Origin of the sequence: Roseovarius mucosus, from assembly GCF_002080415.1 — a bacterium.
GTDB classification, from domain to species: domain Bacteria; phylum Pseudomonadota; class Alphaproteobacteria; order Rhodobacterales; family Rhodobacteraceae; genus Roseovarius; species Roseovarius mucosus_A.
On the sequence record NZ_CP020474.1, the window covers coordinates 2,762,090 to 2,778,850 of the forward strand.

17 protein-coding genes are annotated in these 16,761 nt (G+C 61.4%); 10 read left to right on the plus strand and 7 right to left on the minus strand.

Annotated elements, in window-relative coordinates; genetic code table 11:
• Positions 1–3: 3 nt before the first annotated feature.
• Together ROSMUCSMR3_RS13195 and ROSMUCSMR3_RS13200 are read right to left on the minus strand one after the other, a co-directional pair.
• The gene (locus ROSMUCSMR3_RS13195; RefSeq protein WP_081507596.1) at positions 4–726 is read right to left on the minus strand and encodes a glycosyltransferase family 25 protein; all 723 of its coding nucleotides are present in this window, start codon (positions 724–726) and stop codon (positions 4–6) included.
• 4 nt (positions 727–730) lie between these two features.
• Positions 731–2,173, minus strand: coding sequence for an aldehyde dehydrogenase family protein (locus ROSMUCSMR3_RS13200; RefSeq protein WP_008279314.1), 1,443 nt, complete (start codon positions 2,171–2,173; stop codon positions 731–733).
• 132 nt (positions 2,174–2,305) lie between these two features.
• Between ROSMUCSMR3_RS13200 and ROSMUCSMR3_RS13205 the strand changes: the two genes are divergently transcribed.
• Positions 2,306–2,959 carry a peroxiredoxin gene (locus ROSMUCSMR3_RS13205; RefSeq protein ID WP_008279313.1) on the plus strand — a complete coding sequence of 218 codons (654 nt, stop codon included), beginning with the start codon at positions 2,306–2,308 and terminating at the stop codon, positions 2,957–2,959.
• 239 nt (positions 2,960–3,198) lie between these two features.
• Here the strand turns inward: ROSMUCSMR3_RS13205 and ROSMUCSMR3_RS13210 are convergent, their stop codons facing one another.
• Positions 3,199–3,831: a methyltransferase gene (locus ROSMUCSMR3_RS13210; protein ID WP_237183449.1), complete on the minus strand. Its 633-nt coding sequence runs from the start codon at positions 3,829–3,831 to the stop codon at positions 3,199–3,201.
• A gap of 114 nt (positions 3,832–3,945) precedes the next feature.
• On the opposite strand from ROSMUCSMR3_RS13210, the gene ROSMUCSMR3_RS13215 reads away from it, so the two are divergent.
• On the plus strand, positions 3,946–4,980 hold the full coding sequence (locus ROSMUCSMR3_RS13215; RefSeq protein WP_008279311.1) for a succinylglutamate desuccinylase/aspartoacylase family protein: 1,035 nt from the start codon (positions 3,946–3,948) through the stop codon (positions 4,978–4,980).
• A gap of 78 nt (positions 4,981–5,058) precedes the next feature.
• Here ROSMUCSMR3_RS13215 and ROSMUCSMR3_RS13220 read toward each other — a convergent pair whose 3' ends face one another.
• Positions 5,059–5,874: an LOG family protein gene (locus tag ROSMUCSMR3_RS13220; protein WP_008279310.1), complete on the minus strand. Its 816-nt coding sequence runs from the start codon at positions 5,872–5,874 to the stop codon at positions 5,059–5,061.
• 80 nt (positions 5,875–5,954) lie between these two features.
• Between ROSMUCSMR3_RS13220 and ROSMUCSMR3_RS13225 the strand changes: the two genes are divergently transcribed.
• On the plus strand, positions 5,955–6,869 hold the full coding sequence (locus tag ROSMUCSMR3_RS13225; RefSeq protein ID WP_081507598.1) for a serine/threonine dehydratase: 915 nt from the start codon (positions 5,955–5,957) through the stop codon (positions 6,867–6,869).
• A 131-nt stretch (positions 6,870–7,000) separates the two neighbouring features.
• Here ROSMUCSMR3_RS13225 and ROSMUCSMR3_RS13230 read toward each other — a convergent pair whose 3' ends face one another.
• Together ROSMUCSMR3_RS13230 and ROSMUCSMR3_RS13235 are read right to left on the minus strand one after the other, a co-directional pair.
• Positions 7,001–8,218 carry a M24 family metallopeptidase gene (locus ROSMUCSMR3_RS13230; RefSeq protein WP_081507599.1) on the minus strand — a complete coding sequence of 406 codons (1,218 nt, stop codon included), beginning with the start codon at positions 8,216–8,218 and terminating at the stop codon, positions 7,001–7,003.
• A gap of 102 nt (positions 8,219–8,320) precedes the next feature.
• Entirely contained in the window at positions 8,321–9,211 is an 891-nt protein-coding gene (locus tag ROSMUCSMR3_RS13235) for a LysR substrate-binding domain-containing protein (RefSeq protein WP_008279306.1), read from the minus strand.
• Between the two features lie 94 nt (positions 9,212–9,305).
• Here ROSMUCSMR3_RS13235 and ROSMUCSMR3_RS13240 point away from each other — a divergent pair, with 94 nt between their 5' ends.
• From ROSMUCSMR3_RS13240 to ROSMUCSMR3_RS13270, 7 genes are all read left to right on the plus strand, one after another.
• Entirely contained in the window at positions 9,306–10,106 is an 801-nt protein-coding gene (locus tag ROSMUCSMR3_RS13240; protein WP_008279305.1) for a creatininase, read from the plus strand.
• A 46-nt stretch (positions 10,107–10,152) separates the two neighbouring features.
• The gene (locus ROSMUCSMR3_RS13245) at positions 10,153–11,265 is read left to right on the plus strand and encodes a polyamine ABC transporter substrate-binding protein (RefSeq protein WP_375552930.1); all 1,113 of its coding nucleotides are present in this window, start codon (positions 10,153–10,155) and stop codon (positions 11,263–11,265) included.
• Positions 11,266–11,338: 73 nt separating this feature from the next.
• Positions 11,339–12,181, plus strand: a complete 843-nt coding sequence (locus ROSMUCSMR3_RS13250; RefSeq protein ID WP_081507601.1) for an ABC transporter permease — start codon at positions 11,339–11,341, stop codon at positions 12,179–12,181.
• A complete protein-coding gene (locus ROSMUCSMR3_RS13255) occupies positions 12,178–12,978 on the plus strand; it encodes an ABC transporter permease (protein WP_081507602.1) in 801 nt (266 codons plus the stop codon). Before ROSMUCSMR3_RS13250 ends, ROSMUCSMR3_RS13255 begins: the two co-directional genes overlap by 4 nt.
• Positions 12,975–14,081, plus strand: coding sequence for an ABC transporter ATP-binding protein (locus ROSMUCSMR3_RS13260; protein WP_081507603.1), 1,107 nt, complete (start codon positions 12,975–12,977; stop codon positions 14,079–14,081). The genes ROSMUCSMR3_RS13255 and ROSMUCSMR3_RS13260 overlap by 4 nt, the downstream gene beginning before the upstream one ends.
• Complete coding sequence (locus tag ROSMUCSMR3_RS13265; protein ID WP_081507604.1) at positions 14,062–15,090, plus strand: GlxA family transcriptional regulator; 1,029 nt, start codon at positions 14,062–14,064, stop codon at positions 15,088–15,090. Before ROSMUCSMR3_RS13260 ends, ROSMUCSMR3_RS13265 begins: the two co-directional genes overlap by 20 nt.
• Before the next feature lie 70 nt (positions 15,091–15,160).
• Positions 15,161–16,396 carry an acyl-CoA dehydrogenase family protein gene (locus tag ROSMUCSMR3_RS13270; protein ID WP_081507605.1) on the plus strand — a complete coding sequence of 412 codons (1,236 nt, stop codon included), beginning with the start codon at positions 15,161–15,163 and terminating at the stop codon, positions 16,394–16,396.
• A gap of 21 nt (positions 16,397–16,417) precedes the next feature.
• Here the strand turns inward: ROSMUCSMR3_RS13270 and ROSMUCSMR3_RS13275 are convergent, their stop codons facing one another.
• Complete coding sequence (locus ROSMUCSMR3_RS13275; protein WP_008279298.1) at positions 16,418–16,756, minus strand: ArsR/SmtB family transcription factor; 339 nt, start codon at positions 16,754–16,756, stop codon at positions 16,418–16,420.
• Between the last annotated feature and the right edge of the window lie 5 nt (positions 16,757–16,761).

A 16,761-nucleotide genomic window follows, 5' to 3' on the forward strand; every position in this document is an offset into this window, starting at 1 on the left:
GGATTAAAGTAATCCACCGGTAAGCGGTGCCGCGCTATCGCGTGCCGCGTGCCGGGCGGCACGGCGATAAAGGTAGCGTGGCCAAGCCGCCGCAAGCGAGGTGTGCCCTGAGCCCTGCATGATCCGTGATACACCGGACGGATAGACTGCGCCTGCGCGCAGATGCGTGTGCCAATGGCTTTGAATGAGAAACTCGACCGGGCGGTCGAAGATTTCGGTCAGGTGCAGAAGGTGGGCGGCGGCATCCTGTCCAACCATCTGCACCGGGCTGCGTGGGGCGTTGACCACCGGCAGGCAAAGCACGCAACCGCCGTTGGTGTCGATCACGCGCGCAGGCCCGCGCACAGCTTGGGGCTGGAAGGCGATATACCCTAGATCGTCGATATGGTCGCGCGCCAGATCGCGCGCTCTTGCAAAGATTTGGGGGTCAAGGGCGGCATCCTCGTCGAAGATCAGCCCATAATCGAGACCCTGTCGGACAATCTCGGCCCAGATTTGCCGATGGCTGAGAAAGCGGGCAATCTCGGGGGTGGTCAGCGTGAACGGATAGAGCGGGGCAAAGAGCCCCGCCCCGACCGTGGCCGAAAGCACCGTAGAGGAAAGCACAGAGGCCTCAACCTCGGGCCAGAGGTCGCCCTCTAGCCCGCAGGTGTTGAGCGTATCGCGCGCCCGCTCGCGTCGCGTGGCGTCGCGCGCGCCGTGCAGGGCAAAGGCGCGCCCCGCCATAGGCTCAGGCGCCGGGGGTCCAGCCCGAGACGGATTTGACCTCGAGGAAATCCTCGATGCCCCATTTGCCGCCTTCGCGCCCATGGCCCGATTGTTTCATCCCGCCAAAGGGCGAGCCTGCACCGCGCGACTGGCCGTTCATTTCCACCATGCCCGAGCGCAGGGCGCGCGCCAGCCGGTTGGCCCGCGCCGGATCACCGGTCTGCACATAGTTGGTGAGGCCATAGGGCGTGTCATTGGCGATACGGATGCCGTCCTCTTCAGTATCAAAAGGGATGATCGACAGGACCGGGCCAAAGATTTCCTCGCGCGCGATGGTCATCTCGTTGGTGACATCGGCAAAGACCGTGGGTTTCACGTAAAAGCCCCGGTTGAGCCCGTCGGGCCGCCCGGTGCCGCCCGCAACCAGCCGCGCGCCTTCGTCGATACCCTGCTGGATGAGGTCTTGGATCTTGTTGAACTGCACCTCGTTGACCACGGGGCCGATGTGGCGACCGGCCTCGTTGGCGGGGCCCACGGGGATGGCATTCGCGGTTTCGGCGGCAATCTCGACCGCTTGGTCGTAAATCTCGCGCTGCACCAGCATCCGGGTGGGCGCGTTGCAGGATTGGCCGGTGTTGTTCATGCAGCGGATCACGCCGCGCTTGACCGCCTTGTCATCGGCATCGGCAAAGATCAGGTTGGCGCCTTTGCCGCCCAGCTCAAGGCTTACGCGCTTGAGCGTGTCGGCGGCGGATTTGGAGATGATGCGCCCGGCGCGCGACGAGCCGGTAAAGCTGATCATGTCCACATCGGGATGCGCGGTCAGTTGGCTGCCCACGCCCACACCATCGCCGTTGACGAGGTTGAAGACGCCTTTGGGCAGGCCTGCGGCATCAACGATTTCGGCAAAGATCACGGCGTTGAGCGGCGATTCCTCAGAGGGTTTCAGGATCATGGTGCAACCCGCGACCAGACCCGCGATCACCTTGAGGGTGACCTGATTCATCGGCCAGTTCCACGGCGTGATCATGCCGACAACGCCCACCGCCTCGTGGATGATCCGGTCATTGGGGGCGTGATCGCCAAGCGGTTCGTCAAAGGCAAAGTCGCGCGCGGCCGCGATGAAATTGGCGATATGCCAGCTTCCGGCACCGACCTGTTGTTCGCGGGCCATGTCGATGGGCGCGCCCATCTCGAGGCTGATGGCCTGTGCCATATCCTCGGCGCGGGCCTTGTAGGCCTCTAGAATTTTCTCTGCAAAAGCAATGCGTTCTGCCGCTGGCGTAGCCATCCACGCCGGGAAGGCCGCTTTGGCTGCGGCGACGGCGGCGTCGGTATCGGCCTGACCGCCCAAAGAGATCACCGCGCAGGGCTCTTCGGTCGAGGGATTGATGACCTTGTGATCTTTTGCCGCGAGGGGGTTGACCCACGCGCCATTGATGTAGAACTGACGTTTCTCGATCATGGTATTGACCTCCAGTGATTTGGCGGCACTCTGTCAGGGGTAATGCCGGGCTGCAAGGTTTGAAATAGGGCGCTTTGGGGCAATTTGATCAAATTTCTGCACCCCAAGGCGGAAATCAGGAAAGGATAGGCTATGGGCCTTCGAATCAATGATGTGATCCCCAATCTGACGGTGGAAACCGATCTGGGTACGATTTCACTGCATGAGTGGATTGGCGACAGCTGGGCGATTCTGTTTTCTCACCCCAAGGATTTTACCCCCGTTTGCACCACCGAGTTTGGCGCTGTGGCGCGCTTGGCCGAGGAATGGGAGAAGCGCGGCTGCAAGGTGATCGGCGTCTCGGTCGATGGGGTTGAGGACCATCGCAAGTGGAAGGGCGATATTGAAAAGGTTGCTGGCAGTGCGGCGGGATTCCCGATTATCGCCGATGCGGGGCTTGTGGTGTCCAAGGCCTTCGACATGCTGCCCGCCGAGGCCTATTTGCCCGACGGGCGCACGCCCAACGACAGCGCCACGGTGCGCTCGGTCTTTATCATCGGGCCGGACAAGCAGTTGAAACTGAGCATGACCTATCCGATGACCGTGGGGCGCAATTTCGCAGAAGTTCTGCGCGCGCTTGATGCGCTGCAAACCACATCGCGCAATGGCGTGGCGACACCGGCGGATTGGACAGTGGGGCAGGACGTGATCATCCCGGCCAGCCTGAGCGATGCCGATGCCGAAGCAAAGTTTGGCAGCTTTGAGAAGGTGTTGCCGTATCTGCGCAAGACCAGCTTGAAGGGGTAGGTTGGCTCTGAGGAAGGCTTTGACACCGCGCGAGGAGCCGCGCGGTTGCTGGGCCGGGGACTAGCGAAGCAACAGCCTTGGCTGCCACTTTATGCCAGCCAAGGCTATGCGACCCGTCAGTGATACGCTTGCTCTCCAAATCGCTAGGCCGCGGGACGGCCCAGCGATCGCGCGGCGGCGCGTACCGCGCCTTGATCCCGCGCGTGGGTGATTGGGGCTGCCGTTTGCTTGCATCGCCCTTACCCCAGTGGCGCAAACACCGCCATCTGGCTTGCTCCGCCCAAGGCGGGGTGGGCCTCTCCTATGGCGTGGCAGGTGACCGTGTAGCCGTGGCGTGCCGCCACGCCTTCGGCCCAGCCTGCGAACCGCGCGCGATCCCATTCGAAATGATGCCCCGGATGGCGAAAGCGGTGGCTGGGCACGCCCAGCACCGGGTTGAATTCGGCGTTGGGCGTGGTCACGATCACATGGCCGGGGCGCATATCGGCAAAGAGCGCGCGTTCCAGCCGATTGAGATCACCAAGCGGCAGATGTTCGATGGTTTCCACAAGACAAGCGCAGTCATAGCCGCGCAAATTGGGGTGGGCCACGGTCATGGATGCCTGCGCCAGTTGCACCTTGGCGCGTGTCTCGGGGGGCAGGTCCGCCAGACGCGCCTGTGCTGCGCGCAGCGAGGGTAGATCAATGTCGATGCCGGTCAGGCGGGTGAGGCCGGGCAAAAGCGCCAGACGTAGCAAAAGATCGCCCGCGCCGCAGCCCAGATCAAGGAGCGTGCGCGCGCCGGTCTTGGTCACGGCGGTCTCTACTGCCTGAAGGCGGGCATCATGCAAAGCGGTGGTCACAACGGGCCTCTGTGGGTTGGCACGGGTCATGGGCCGCTGTGCCATGCGCGCGGCGCAAAGGCCAGAGCCGTGCCGCCCCCCAAGCCCCATGGACAGGCCGAACCTATTTGCCTAAGCCTTGCTGTCAGACAGAGCGAGGATGCCATGGCGCGGCGCAAACCCTTTGACATCGGCGGTGTAACGGTCGCAGCGGGCACGCGGGCGCGGGTGGATATCCCTGTAAGCACGCTGTCCAATCACACGCCGGTCAATCTTTCGGTCGAGGTGATCCATGGGCGGCGGGCGGGGCCGGTGCTGTTTGTCTCGGCGGCGATCCACGGCGATGAGGTGATCGGGGTCGAAATCATGCGCCGCCTGCTCAAGGCGGCACCGCTGGCCTCGATGGCAGGAACGCTGATGGCGGTGCCGATTGTCAACACCTTCGGCTTTCTCAATCACAAGCGCTATCTGCCCGACCGGCGCGATCTGAACCGGGTGTTTCCGGGGGTAAGCGAAGGCTCGATGGCGTCGCAACTGGCGTATATTTTCATGGATCAGGTGGTGCGGCGTGCGGATGTGGGCATTGACCTGCATTCGGCGGCCATTCACCGCACCAACCTGCCGCAAATCCGGCTGACGCCGGGCAACACGCGGCTGGAAGAGCTGGGTCGTGCCTTTGGCGCGCCGGTGATGATGGAGTCAAAGCTGCGCGACGGATCGTTGCGGATGGCCGCGGAACAGGCAGGGGTGGACGTGCTGCTCTACGAGGGGGGCGAGGGGCTCCGGTTTGACGAATTCGCGGCGCGGGCGGGGGTGAGCGGTATCCTGCGGGTGATGCAGCATCTGGGCATGATCGGTGCCAAGGGTGTGCCGCGTGCGCGCGGTGTGCCGATCCGGGCGGCGCGCTCGCGTTGGTATCGTGCGCCGCGCGGCGGGCTGTTTCGCGGCTATCTGGCGGTGGGTGATGCGGTGCAGCCGGGCACGGTGCTGGGCGCGGTGGCCAATGCCTTTGGCGATGTCGAGACCGAGGTGGTGGCGGATGTGACCGGCATCATCATCGGGCGTACCAACCTGCCAGTGGTTTATGAGGGTGATGCGCTGTGCCATGTGGCGGAAACGCCGCGTGCCGAAGCGGCGGCGGGGGGCATCAGCGCCCATCTCGAGGCGGCGGCGCTCTTTGACGAGGATGAGATCATCTGAGCGGCACCGCCGCGTTGCTGGGCGGCGGTGGAATTGAGTATTTGCACCAAGAAGAAGCGGAAAGGCGTTTTGGGCCGCTCAGCCTTGGGGCCAGTCGTTGATGATCTGCATCGCCTCATCCGCCGTTTCAACGAATTGGAAGAGATCGAGATCCTCGGCGCTGATTGTGCCCGCCTCGGACAGCGCCTCCCAGTTGATGATGGATTGCCAGAAGGTGGCCCCAAAGAGCAGGAACGGCACGCGCTTCATCCGGTCGGTCTGAATAAGGGTCAGCGCCTCGAACATCTCGTCGAGCGTGCCAAAGCCGCCGGGAAAGACGCAGATGGCACGGGCGCGCATCAGGAAATGCATCTTGCGGATGGCGAAGTAGTGAAAGTTGAAGCACAGGCCGGGGGTGACATATTCGTTCGGGGCCTGTTCATGTGGCAAGACGATATTAAGGCCGATTGAGGCCCCGCCCGCATCCGCAGCACCACGATTGCCCGCCTCCATCACGCCCGGACCGCCGCCCGTGGCAATCACATAGTCGCGCCCATCGCTGGCCATGGATTTTTCGGTCATCAGCCGCGCGAATTTGCGCGCCTCGTCGTAATAGCGCGAGAGATCGGCGAGCGTTTTGGTGCGGGCCGTGTCCTTTTGCGACGGTTCGGGAATGCGCGCGCCGCCAAAGAGCACGACGGTGCTCTGGATGCCGCGCTCGTTCAGGATCATCTCGGGCTTCAAGAGTTCGAGTTGCAGGCGCACGGGACGCAATTCGTCGCGGCACATGAAATCGGGATCGGCAAAGGCCAGACGATAGGCAGGCGCACGGGTCTGGGGCGTGTCCGGCACCTGTTCAGCGGTGGAACGGTCGGAGCCGGCATCGCGGAATTGGCTGAGGCGGTCGTCTTTCATCGCGGGCGATCCTTGCTTGGGTCTTTGAGTTCAGGAGTATAGGGTTTGACCCATCAAGAAAAGGCAAAGAGGTGCAAGCGATGGCGTGGCAGGGATGTATTGGAGAGGCGGGCCAGCGCATTGTTGCGCATGTGCGGCGCACGCCGGTGATGCAGGCGGAGATTGGTGGATATTCTGTGGCGCTCAAGCTGGAGCAGATGCAGCATACCGGCAGTTTCAAGGCGCGCGGCGCGTTCAACACGCTCTTGCAGGCGACCGTGCCGGAGGCGGGGATTGTTGCGGCCTCTGGCGGCAATCACGGGGCGGCGGTGGCCTATGCGGCGGCGCGGTTGGGCCACCGCGCGCGGATCTCCGTGCCCGAGATCGCTGGACCGGCCAAGATTGCGCTCATCCGCGCCCAAGGGGCCGATTTGCAGGTGGTGCCCGGGGCCTATGCCGAAGCGGCGGCGCGCGCCGCTGAATGGCAGGCGGCGACAGGGGCAATGCAGGTGCATCCCTATGACGCCGAGGCGACCGTGGCCGGACAAGGCACGGTGATGGCGGAATGGGAGGATCAGGGACTGGACGCGGACACGGTGCTGATTGCCGTGGGCGGTGGCGGGCTGATTGCCGGGGCTTTGGGCTGGCTTGAGGGGCGTCGCCGGGTGGTGGCGGTCGAGCCAGAGACCTCTTGCGCGCTGCATGCCGCGCTGGCGGCGGGCGCGCCCGTTGATGTCGAGGTGTCGGGGGTGGCGGCCAATGCGCTGGGGGCGCGGCGGATTGGAGGCCTGTGCTATGGTCTGGCCGAGGCGCAGGGCGTGGCCAGTGTGCTGGTGAGCGACGCGGCAATTCTTGAGGCGCAGGCGCTTTTGTGGCGGGAGGTGCGGCAGTTGGTGGAACCGGCGGGGGCCACGGCGCTGGCGGCGCTTTTGTCGGGCGCTTATCGGCCTGCGGCGGGGGAGCGGGTGGCGGTTCTGATCTGTGGTGGCAATATCGCGCCTGACCCGCTGGCATAACCGGGAACGATCATGGCGCGCGACCCGGACAGGAGCGCCATGGCGGGCCGGTCTGCAAGCGCCAAGGCGGCCAGCGTCATAAGGACACTGGCCGCCGCAATCACGATTTCAATCGCGTCCCGCAAGGGCGTTTAGCCTTTGCCGACGATGTTATGTTCAGGTCCGAAGGGGAAGCCGGTGATATTCTCGGCACCTTCTTCGCCGATGACCAGAATGTCATGCTCGCGGTAGCCACCGGCACCGGGCTGGCCTTCGGGGATCATCACCATCGGTTCCATCGACACGACCATGCCGGGTTTCAGCACGGTGTCGATATCCTCGCGCAGTTCCACGCCCGCCTCACGGCCATAATAGTGGCTGAGCACGCCAAAGCTGTGGCCATATCCGAAAGAGCGGTATTTCAGCAGGTCCCATTCGCGATACATCTCGTTCAGCTCAATCGCGATATCCATGCAGCGCGCGCCGGGTTTCATCAACTCCAGCCCGCGGCGATGCACGGCGACGTTTTTCTCCCAGATGTCGAGGCTGGCGTCATCGACGTGATCGCAAAAAAGCGTGCGTTCGAGCGCGGTGTAATAGCCAAAGATCATCGGAAAGGTGTTGAGGCTGAGGATATCGCCCGATTGCACCACGCGGTTGGTCACGGGGTTATGCGCGCCATCGGTGTTGATGCCCGACTGGAACCATGTCCAGGTGTCCATCAGTTCGACAAAGGGGAAGGATTTGGCAATCTCGCGGATCATCGCATTTGTGCCCGCAATCGCCACTTCGTGTTCGGGCACGCCTGCCTTGACAGCGCCCGCCACGGCATAGCCCCCCACGTCGCAAATGCGCGCGCCTTCGGTGATGAGCTTGATTTCCTCGGCGGATTTGATGGTGCGCATCCACATCGAGGGTTGGCTCACGTCCACCAATTCGACGCCGGGCAGGGCATCCTGCAAAAGCTGGCGATAATCGAGCGAAACATGGTCAAACTCGATGCCGACGCGGCGGGCACCCTTGGTCAGGCCCTGCACCGCGCGGTAGAAATTGTCGCGCCGCCAGTCGGTATAGGTGACATTGCTGCCGAATGTCCGCCGCCAGGGCTGGCCGCCGTCGATGCCTGCGGAAATGGTCGTGGCGTTCTTTTGGTCAATGACCATGCCATATTTGCGACCGAAATAGCAGTAGAGCCAGCCTGAGTAATAGTTAATGCAGTGATAGGACGTGAAGAGCGCCGCATCGACGTTGTTATCGGCCATCCAGACGCGCAATTCGTTCTGGCGGCGGGCCATTTCATTGTCGGAAAAGGGCGAAAACTCCTTTTCGCCGTTGTGCCATTCCGTGACGTGCAACATGTCGTCAAGCATTTGGGTCTCTCCTCACTGGCTTGGATGTTTATCCGCTACCAGCAAAGAGGCTCTGCAAGAAATTAATAGGTTTGATCTGAGAATAAGAAAATGAAATGTAAGCTAGCTGCGCGCATGCGTTGGTTTGCGGAACGCGCTGACCCCTTCGGTGATCTGTTCGATCAGTTTCAGCGCTGCGTCAGAGGCTTTGATATGTTTGTAAAAGAGGCCGACATGCAGATTGGCGAGCGGTGGGAATCCCTCTTTGGGTGACAGCACGCGCATGCCGGGCAGGAGCGTTTTCTTGGTCAGCGCCGTCACGCCCATCCCATCCAGCACCGCGTTTTGCACGGCTGTGATGCCAGGGCTCTCAAAGCAGATGCGCCATTCGCGCCCCTCGGTGTTCAGCGCGTCGATCATCCGTTTGCGATAGAAGCAGCCCTTGGGGTGGGCAATGATTTGCACCGGCTTGTCGAGCGAGAATTGATAGTCGCGCCCGCAGACCCAGAATGGGCGCTCGGACCAGTAGAGCGAGACATAGGGCGCGGGCATCGTATCGGTGATGGCGATGGCAAGGTCCAATTCATCGACATGCAGCTGGCTGAGGATATTGCGGCTCCAGTCGCAGCGGATGTCGAATGTCACCTCGGGATTGGCGCGGGCGAAATCGGCGATGATGCGCTGAAAATATCCAATCGCGTAATCGGTGGGCAAACCCACCCGCAGCGTGCCCATGAATTGAGCCTCGTGCAGGTTGGCAACCGCACGATCATTCAGGCGCAACATCTCGCGGGCATAGCCGATAAGGGCGTGCCCCTGCGGTGTCAGCTCTAGAACCTTGCCCTTGTGATGCAAGAGTTTGGCGCCCACTAAATCTTCCAAACGTTTGATTTGCAGGGAAATCGCGGGCTGCGTGCGGCCCAGAACCTGACCGGTTTCGGTGTAGTTGCCAAGGTCTACTACCGTCACAAACGTGCGGATCAGGTCGGTTTGCAGATTGACGAAATGGCGCATGATTAAGAATCCTTATTCATGCATTGTTACTATGAATTTTGCGCATGAGGCAAGCTGTTCTAGGGTCCCTCAATCCGAGAGAAAAGGGGATGACATGGCCCAAGATACGGTTTTTGCAGCAGAATTAGCCTGGCCCGAGTATCAGCGCCGGGTCGCGCGTGGCGGGGTGCCGATTCTCATCCCGCTTGGGTCGATGGAGCAGCATGGCCATCACATGCCGATGCATGTCGATGTGCTGTTGCCCACCGAATTTGCGCGCCGCGCGGCGGTTGAGGTGGGCGGGCTGGTCGCGCCACCCTTTACATATGGGTATAAATCGCAGCAGAAATCCGGCGGTGGCAATTTCTTTCCGGGCACCACCAGCCTTGATGGCGCGAGCCTTGTGAATGCGCTCAAGGATGTGATCCGCGAGTTTGCGCGCCACGGCAACCGTCAGATCTGCATCGTGAATGGTCATTTCGAGAATTCGTGGTTCATTGCCGAGGGGATCGACCTTGCTCTGCGCGAATTGGGCTGGTCGGGCATCCATGACACCAAGGTCGTGGTGCTGTCCTACTGGGATTTTGTCGATCAGGCGGCGATTGCCAAGCTATACCCCGAGGGGTTTCTGGGCTGGGATATCGAGCATGGCGGGGTGCTGGAAACCTCGCTCATGCTGCGGCTCTATCCAGACCTTGTATCGCTGGAGCGCGCGGTGGATCACGCGCCAGCGAGTTTTCCGCCCTACGATGTCTATCCGCCGCATCCCGAGTGGACGCCCGCAAGCGGCACGCTGTCCTCGCCCAAGAATGCCACGGCGGAAAAGGGCGACATCCTGATTGATGTCTGCACGCGCGGCATCGTCGCGGCGCTGCGCACCGAGTTTGCAACGCGCGACCGCGTGGCGGCTGAGTGACGAGATTGAAAATTAAAAACAAATGCATGCCAACAAGGAGACCACAATGACCCTGAGAACCCCCACCCGCCGCCACCTCTTGAAAATGACCGCAGGCGCGGCGCTGGCCACGCCGTTCCTGTCGATCCGGGCGTCGGCGCAGACCGTCAACCTGTCGATGCTGGCTTGGTATGGCCATGCAGAGCCTGACATCGTTGGCGCGTTCGAAGAAGAGAACAACGTCAAATTCACGCCGAAATACTATACCGGCGGTGACAATATGCTGGGCCTGATCGCGCAATCCCCGGCGGGCACCTATGATGTGATCCTGTCGGATGCTGAATATGTGCAGCAGTTGAACGCGGCGGGCTATATCGAGGCGCTCGATGCCGCCGATTACGCCTTTGATGATTTTTACCCCGAGTTCCAGAAATTCCCCGGCCATTGGCAGGATGACACGCTCTACTCCGTGATCACGCGCTTTGGGTTTCTGGGGGTGGCGCATAACACCGATGTGCTGAGCGAAAAGGACGCGGCCAGCTATGCGGTGTTCTCGGACGCCCGCGTGACCGGCAAGCTGGGGCATTTCGACTGGCATTTGCCCAACCTCGGGCAACTGAGCCTCTCGGCGGGCAATGGGTCTGCCTATGACATCGACGACGCAGGCTGGGACAAGGTGCAAGAGGCCACAATGGCGCTGCGCGGGCAGGTCGGCGGGTTCTTTGACTATGGCGGCACCTTCTCGTCGCTCAATGATGGGCAGATGGTGGCCTTTGCCGGGATTGGTGACTGGATTACCGGCGTGTTGGAAAAGAACGGTGCCAAGGTCCGCACCACCATTCCCGAAGAGGGCGGGTTGCAGTGGACCGAGTCGTTTTCGATTGGCAAGGGCACGCAGAATTACGACATGGCGCGCAAGTGGATTCAGTGGATCACCTCAGCCGAGGGGCAAGCAAAATCCGCCGATATGGCCGCCTATCCCGCGCTCATCCCCAACAAGAAAGGCTGGGAGGTGCTGAATGCCACCAACCCCGCCGAGGCCAAGCGGCAGAATATGGTGCTGGGCCAGCATAACGCGATGGACATGATCCGCGAAGGGCGTATCCAGTATCGCCAATTGCCTGTGCAACAAAGCCTAGAGGACTGGAACGACTTCTGGTCCGACTACAAGGGCGCCTGACAGGGGCTTGGCCGGGGTCTCTTCTCCCCAGACCCCGGCCCCTCTGTTCTTGCCTCTGAGAAAGCCGCATTCCATGACCCGACCCAGCCTATTCTCTCTCACCCTGTCGCTGCCCCTTTTGATCTGGCAGTTGGCGTTCTTTGCGGTGCCGCTGCTTTTCCTGATCGCCATCAGCTTTTGGACGGTGCGCAATTTCCAGATGATGCCGGATCTGAATTTCGGCAATTGGGAACGTATCCTGACGCGCGGCACCTTTTGGGATGCCTATGCGCGCACCGCTCTTCTGGCCACGGCAAGCGCGGTTCTGACCAGCGCCATCGCCTTCCCGGCGGCCTATGCGATTTCATTCAAGCTGTCGGAGCGGGTCAAGCAATGGGTGATTTTCGTGCTGATCATCCCGTTCTTCACCAGCTATCTGGTGCGTATCTATGCGCTACAGGTGTTCCTGTCGGATGGGGGCATCATCAATGCCGCGCTGGGGATGCTGGGGGTTGGGCCCTTTGGCATGCTCAACACCACGTTCGGGACGCTGGTGGGCATGGTCACGCTCTGTCTGCCGCTGGTGATCCTGTTGCAGGTTTTCAGCCTCAATTTCGTCAATCGCGATTTTGTCGAGGCGGCGCATAATCTGCGCTGCGGGCGGCTGCGCACGGTGTTTTCGGTGATCGTGCCATCGGCGCGCGTTGGCCTTGTGATTGCGGCACTCTTTGCCTTTATCCTGTCGTTTGGCGATTTCATCAGCCCGCTTTATCTGGGTGGGGGCAATCCGCCAACGCTGTCGATCCTGATCACCGATATCACCAAATCCGGGCAGCAATGGCCGCGCGCTGCCGTGGTCGCGTTGATGATGATCGGCACGCTGCTGACCGTGGCCTTTGCCGCCATCACCTATGCCTATAAGGAGCGCGGCAAATGACCGGCAATGACAATCGCCTGATCAATGGCGCCTTGAAACTGCATATCGCGGTTTGTGTCCTCTTCATCTTTGCGCCGATCCTTGGCAGCTTCGTCTTTTCGCTCAATTCCGACCGGTTCCCGTCGCTGCCCTTGGGGCATTTCTCGACCGAGTGGTATCGGCTGATCTGGGAAGATCCGTTTGTCTGGGCCGGGTTCCTGAACACGGTGGTCGTGGGGTTGATCGTGGCGGTGATTGCCACGGTGCTGGGATTTGGCGGGGCCTATACAGATTTTCGCTACAACTTCTTTGGCAAGAACGTCTATCTCGCGCTCGCGCTTTTGCCACCGACCATTCCGGTGGTGATCATGGGGCTGGCGATGCTGGCGTTCCTGTCGCGCGTCAATCTGTCGGGCAGTGCGATTTCCATCATCATCGCACATGGGGTGATGTGCAGCCCCTTTGCCATGGCGATCATCCGCCTACGTCTGTCGCAGATGGACCCGGATCTAGAGGCGGCATCGTGGAACCTTGGGGGCAATGAATGGGCGACGCTGCGCCATGTCATCATTCCTTTTACCAAGCCCGCGATCTTTGCCGCGCTCTTCATTACCATGGCGGTGTCGTTTGATGAATTCGCGGTGGCGTGGTTCGTCTCGGGCCTCAATGAAACGCTGCCGGTGAAAATTCTGGGCTTTCTTCAGGGGCAGGTCAGCCCGCGGATCAATGCCATCGGCTCGCTCGCCTTTCTCAGCTCGATCACACTTATCATTCTGGCGCAGATGCTGTTGCGCAATTCGACAAAGGACAAGCCATGAACATGCAAACCCCTGTGAAATCCGACGCCATTGTCAGGCTGGAAGGTGTGGTCAAAAGGTTTGGCGAGTTCACCGCCGTGGAACGCGCGGATTTCGAGATCGGACGCGGCGAGTTTCTGGCGATCATGGGCTCGTCGGGCTGTGGCAAGACCACGACGCTGCGGATGCTGGCGGGGCTCGAGGACCCGAGCGAGGGCAATATCTATCTCGACGGGGCGCGGGTAAACGGCAAGGCAACATGGGACCGCGATACGCCGATGGTCTGGCAGAGCCTTGCGCTGTTTCCGTTTCTGACCGTGCAGGAGAACGTCGAATTCAGCCTCAAGATGCGCGGTGTGGGCAAGGCGGAGCGCGCGCAACGGGCGCGCAAATGGCTGGACAAGATGCAGATCCTTGAATTCGCGGATCGCAATATCTCGCAATTGTCGGGCGGGCAGCGGCAGCGGGTTGCCTTGGCGCGCGCGCTGGTGACAGAGCCGAAAATCCTGCTGCTGGACGAGCCGCTTTCGGCGCTCGATGCGCATCTCAAGGTGCGGATGCAGGCGGTTCTGTCCAATCTGCAAAAAGATCTGGGCATCACCTTTGTCTATGTCACCCATTCCATGTCCGAGGCGTTTTCCATGGCCGACCGCGTGGTGATCATGAGCCGGGGCAAGATCGAACAGATCGGCACGCCGCAGGAAATCTATCATGCGCCGCGCAATCGGTTCGTGGCGGAATTCCTGGGCTCGGCCAATATCTTTACCGGCAAGCTGGTCGAGAAAACGGGCGATCTGTGGCAGGTCGAGACGGCGCATGGGCGATTTGCGGTCAAAGCGCCTCAAACCCCTGCAAAATCCGTGGGCGATACGCTGTCTTTTGTCGTCAGCGCCGAAAAGATGCAGATCAGCGCGGCAGATGCGGGCGTGCCGGGTATTCGCGCGCGGGTGGTCGGCGAAGAGTTTGTCGGTGCCTCGGCGATTGTCTTTCTTGAGACGGATGCAGGAGAGGAGTTGAAGGTGCAGAAAAGTCATGGTGAACTGGCATCCATTGATCTGCATTCAGGAAGCCCCCTGACCCTGCATTGGGAGCCCGAAGCCTGTCATGTCCTTCCCGGAGAATGACGCCCATATCACACGCAAGGCGATTGTGCCGCAGGGGGCGGCATTCTTTGCCATAGAGACCACCAAACCTGCCCGGCATTTTGCCTTTCACCTGCTGCCGGATTTCACGCTGCTGGCGTTCAGCGCGGCGCTTGATCCGCTGCGAATTGCCAATCAACTGGCGCAACGCCCGCTCTATCGCTGGACCGTCACCTCTCAGGATGGGGGGCCGGTGGTCAGCTCTTGCGCCATGTCGGTGAATGTCGATCAGTCGTTGGGGGCGTTTGCGCGTGAAACCGATCTTGTGGTTTGTGGCGGCACCGTGCGCACGGGCACGGGCAGCAAGGACCTGCTGGCGCTGCTGCGTCAGCATGCGCGCTTTGGTGGGCGCGTGGGGGGCATTTGCACCGGGGCGATTTCGCTGGCGCAGGCGGGGCTGCTCGAGGGGCGGCGTGCAACGCTGCATTGGGAAAACCAGCCTGCGTTTCGCGAGAAATTCCCCGAGGTCGAGGTGACGGGCAATACCTTTGAGGTGGATGGCGGGATTTTCACCTGCGGTGGCGGGGTGGGTGCCACCGATATGATGCTGGAAATGATCGAGGCCGATTATGGCCGGCCCTTTGCCGATGTGGTGGCCGATATGTGCCTCTATAGCCAACGCCGGGCCGAGCGCAGCCCGCAGCGCGCCTCGATCAGCAATGCGCTGGATAGCCGCAATCCGCTGTTGGTGCGGGCGATCAAGGTGATGCAGACCAATATCGAAACGCCGGTCAGCATGGATGAATTGGCCGATGCGGCGGGCTGTTCGCGCCGCCAGATGGAGCGGCTTTTCGTGAAATATCTGCGAAAGACGCCCTATCGCTTTTTCCGCGATCTGCGGCTGGATCATGGCCGCAGCCTGTTGCGCGAGACCGACCTGAGCGTGACCGAGATTGCCATGGCCTCGGGCTTTGCCTCGCCCATGGTGTTCATCAAGACATTCCGCAGCCGCTTTGGCCATTCGCCGGGGCAGTATCGGCGCGCGGGCTGAGTGCGACAGCGCTTGTCGCCGGGCGGTTGATGTTGTCAATTGAGGCGACTGACAGCAAAGGGCCGGTGATATGGATATGAATTTGGGAATGCGCCCCGAGATGCGCGCGCTTTTGGCGCGGGTGTCGGCCATGGTGCGCGACGAGATCATGCCGCTTGAGGCCGCGTATCACGCTGAGATCGGCAAAGGGGATCGCTGGGGCTATACCTCCCGGCAGGCCGAGATTCTGGAAGGGCTCAAGGCGCGTGCCAAGGCGGCGGGGCTGTGGAATTTCTGGCTGACTGACAGCGCGCGGGGCTTTGGCCTGACCACGGTCGAATATGCCTATTTCGCCGAGGAGATGGGCAAGACCCCGATGGGGGCCGAGGTGTTCAACTGCAACGCCCCCGACACCGGCAATATGGAGGTGTTCGAGCGTTATGGCACCGAGGCGATGAAGGCCGCATGGCTGGCCCCGCTCTTGGAGGGGGAGATTCGCAGCGCGTATCTCATGACAGAGCCGGATGTTGCGAGTTCTGACGCCACCAATATCGCCATGTCCTGTGTGCGCGACGGGGATCACTATGTGCTGAATGGCCAGAAATGGTGGGCCACGGGGGCCGGTGATCCGCGCTGCAAGGTCTATATCGTGATGGTCAAAACCGGCGGCGATGACCTGCCCAAGCATCAGCGCCATTCGATGATTGTCGTCCCTGCCGATACGCCCGGTATCGAGAAACTGCGCCCGATGCAGGTTTACGGCCATGACGACGCGCCCCATGGGCATATGCATTTCAACTTTGCGGATGTGCGGGTGCCTGCGGAAAACCTGCTCTTGGGTGAAGGGCGCGGGTTTGAGATTGCGCAAGGGCGGCTTGGACCGGGGCGTATTCACCACTGCATGCGCGCGATCGGGCAGGCCGAGGCGGCGCTCGAGATGATGTGCAAACGCAGCCTTGCGCGCGAGGCCTTTGGCAAGCCGCTGGCGCAATTGGGCGCGAATTACGACATCATCGCAGAATCTAGGATCGAGATCGAACAGGCGCGTTTGCTCTGCCTCAAGGCCGCGTGGATGATGGATCAGGGCGACGCGCGCGCCGCCGCCCCTTGGATCAGCCAGATCAAGGTGGTGGCCCCGCGCGTGGCACTCAAGGTGATCGACGAGGCGGTGCAGATGTTCGGCGCGCAGGGCATCTCGCAGGATGTGCCGCTGGCGGCGATGTGGACCCATTTGCGCACCCTGCGTCTGGCCGACGGCCCCGACGCGGTGCATCGCAGACAAGTGGCGCGGGCAGAGTTGCGCAAGCACACGCAGGAAAAGGTCTGATTGGGTGACGGTCGCGCGGTTTTAGGGTTTGGGCGCGCAGAACAATTCGTAGACGACTTCGAGCACCTTGCGAGGCCGGTCATCGGCGAGGCTGTAATAGATGGTCTTGCCGTCACGCCGGGCGGTCACCAGCCCCTCAAGGCGCAAGCGTGATAACTGCTGCGACACCGCAGCCTGACGCGCCGAGAGCAAGGTTTCCAACTCGGTCACGGACCGCTCACCAGACACCAGATGGCAGAGAATCATCAACCGCCCCTCATGGCTTATGGCCTTGAGGAAATTGGCGGCGGTGGTCGCATTTTCGACCATGCGATCCATTTCGGCGGCGTCGAGCGTGTCATCGAGAATGGGAAGCGGCATTTTTC